The following is a 1839-nucleotide window of genomic DNA, read 5'->3' as shown; positions in this document are numbered from 1 at the left end:
AGCAGCGCGCCCGCCGGCAGCCCCGCGACCAGGCCCTCGGCCGACCCGGGCCACCCGGCCACGGCCCCGTTGTGGCTGAACAGCCACGGCCCGGCGGCGAACGGCGCCGCGGCCGCCTCCCCGTCGGCACCCGCCACGGTCGCGTCCCGCACCGCGGCCAGCCCCGCCCGCGAGCGCACCACCCGCGCCAGGTCGGCGAACGACGGGTCGGCCCAGATCGGCCCCGCCCGCCGGTAGCGGGCCGGCACCGGATCGCCCGGCGCGTACCAGCCGACACCGAACCCGTCCGCGTTGACCGTCCCGTACCGCTGCCTGCGCGGCGCCCACGACTGCCGGTACAGCCCGTGCGCGGGCTCCACGATCAGCTCCCCGAGCGGCCGCGACGCGGCGCCCACCCAGGCGATATGACGGCACATCAGCCGGTCACCCCGCGTCCCTGGCCGTGCGGAACCCGGCGAAGATCTGCCGCCGCACCGGAAGGTCCCAGTTACGGAACGTCCCCCGGCACGCCACCGGCGCCACCGAGAACGCCCCGCCCCGCAGCACCTTGTGCCCGGGCCCGAAGAACACCTCCGAGTACTCCCGGTACGGGAAGGCGACGAACCCCGGGTACGGCAGGAAGTCGTCGGCCGTCCACTCCCACACGTCCCCGACGAGCTGCCGCACCCCCAGCGGCGACGCGCCGTCCGGGTAGCTCCCGGCGGGCGCGGGCCGCAGATGCCGCTGGCCGAGGTTGGCGTGCCGCGGCTCCGGCGCGCCGTCACCCCACGGGTAGCGCCGCGACCTGCCGGACACCGGGTCGTGGCGGGCCGCCTTCTCCCACTCGGCCTCGGTCGGCAGCCGCCGCCCCGCCCAGCGCGCGTAGGCGTCCGCCTCGTACCAGCTCACGTGCAGCACCGGCTCCTCGTCCGGCACCGGCTCGACCACCCCGAAGCGCCGCCGCACCCACTGGCCGCCCTCCTGCCGCCAGAACAGCGGCGCGCGCAGCCCGTGCTCCCGGACGTACGCCCAGCCCTCCGGCGCCCACCAGCGCGGGTCGCGGTAGCCGCCGTCGTCGATGAAGCGCCGGTACGCGCCGCACGTCACCGGCACGGTGTCGATGAAGAACTCCGGTACGAGCCGCACATGGGCCGGACGCTCGTTGTCCAGCGCCCAGGGTTCCTCCTCGTGCGTGGTGCCCATCGTGAACGGCCCGCCCGGCACGCGTACCTCGGCGGGCAGCCGCGCCGCGTCCGCCGGCGCGGGCGGGGGAGCGGGTGCGGTGAGCGCGGCCGGGCCGCGCCGGAGCTGATGGGTGATCAGCATGGTCTCGTCGTGCTGCTGCTCGTGCTGCGCGACCATGCCGAACGCGAACGCCGCGTCGAGCAGCGGGTCGCCGTCGAACCGCGCCCGGTCGAGGACGTCGAGCACCCGGTCGCGCACCTCCGCCGCGTACGCCCTGGCCTCCGGCGGCGGCAGCAGCGGCAGGGACGGCCGGGTGGCGCGCGGGTGCTCGAACGCGTCGTACAGCGGGTCGATGTCGGGGCGCAGCGCCTCCCGCCCGCCGACGGCCCGCAGCAGCCACTGCTCCTCCTGGTTGGAGATGTGGGCCAGGTCCCAGACGAGCGGGGACATCAGCGGCGAGTGCTGGGCGGTCAGCTCGCCGTCGTCGACGCTGTCGGTGAGGAGGGCCGTACGGGCCCGGGCGGCGGCCAGCTCGTCGTACGCCCGTCGCCGGAGCGCGCCGGGAGGCGAGCCGGGTGTCACGGGTGAGTCGGAGGAGACATGAGCGGTCATGGACGCGGCTCCTTCCCGGAGACCGGGGCGGGCTCTCGTACGGACGGGGGAACGGGCCCGGCC

Annotated in this window: 1 protein-coding gene and 1 pseudogene; both read right to left on the bottom strand. The window is 76.7% G+C overall.

Going from position 1 to position 1839, the window contains the following annotated elements:
- Positions 1-416: pseudogene (locus HTZ82_RS01035) on the bottom strand (class II glutamine amidotransferase); the annotation flags it as partial.
- 7 nt (positions 417-423) lie between these two features.
- Positions 424-1776 carry an ergothioneine biosynthesis protein EgtB gene (gene egtB / locus HTZ82_RS01030; protein WP_175407327.1) on the bottom strand — a complete coding sequence of 451 codons (1353 nt, stop codon included), beginning with the start codon at positions 1774-1776 and terminating at the stop codon, positions 424-426.
- Positions 1777-1839: the final 63 nt, after the last annotated feature.

The sequence above is a fragment of the Streptomyces sp. TRM64462 genome (assembly GCF_013362995.1).
Lineage (GTDB): Bacteria > Actinomycetota > Actinomycetes > Streptomycetales > Streptomycetaceae > Streptomyces.
This window is presented reverse-complemented; position numbering and strand designations above follow the sequence as displayed.

What these genes read in the sequence shown, in the direction of transcription:
- egtB (WP_175407327.1), bottom strand. Translation starts at nt 1,776, where the DNA reads ATGACCGCTCATGTCTCCTCCGACTCACCCGTGACACCCGGCTCGCCT.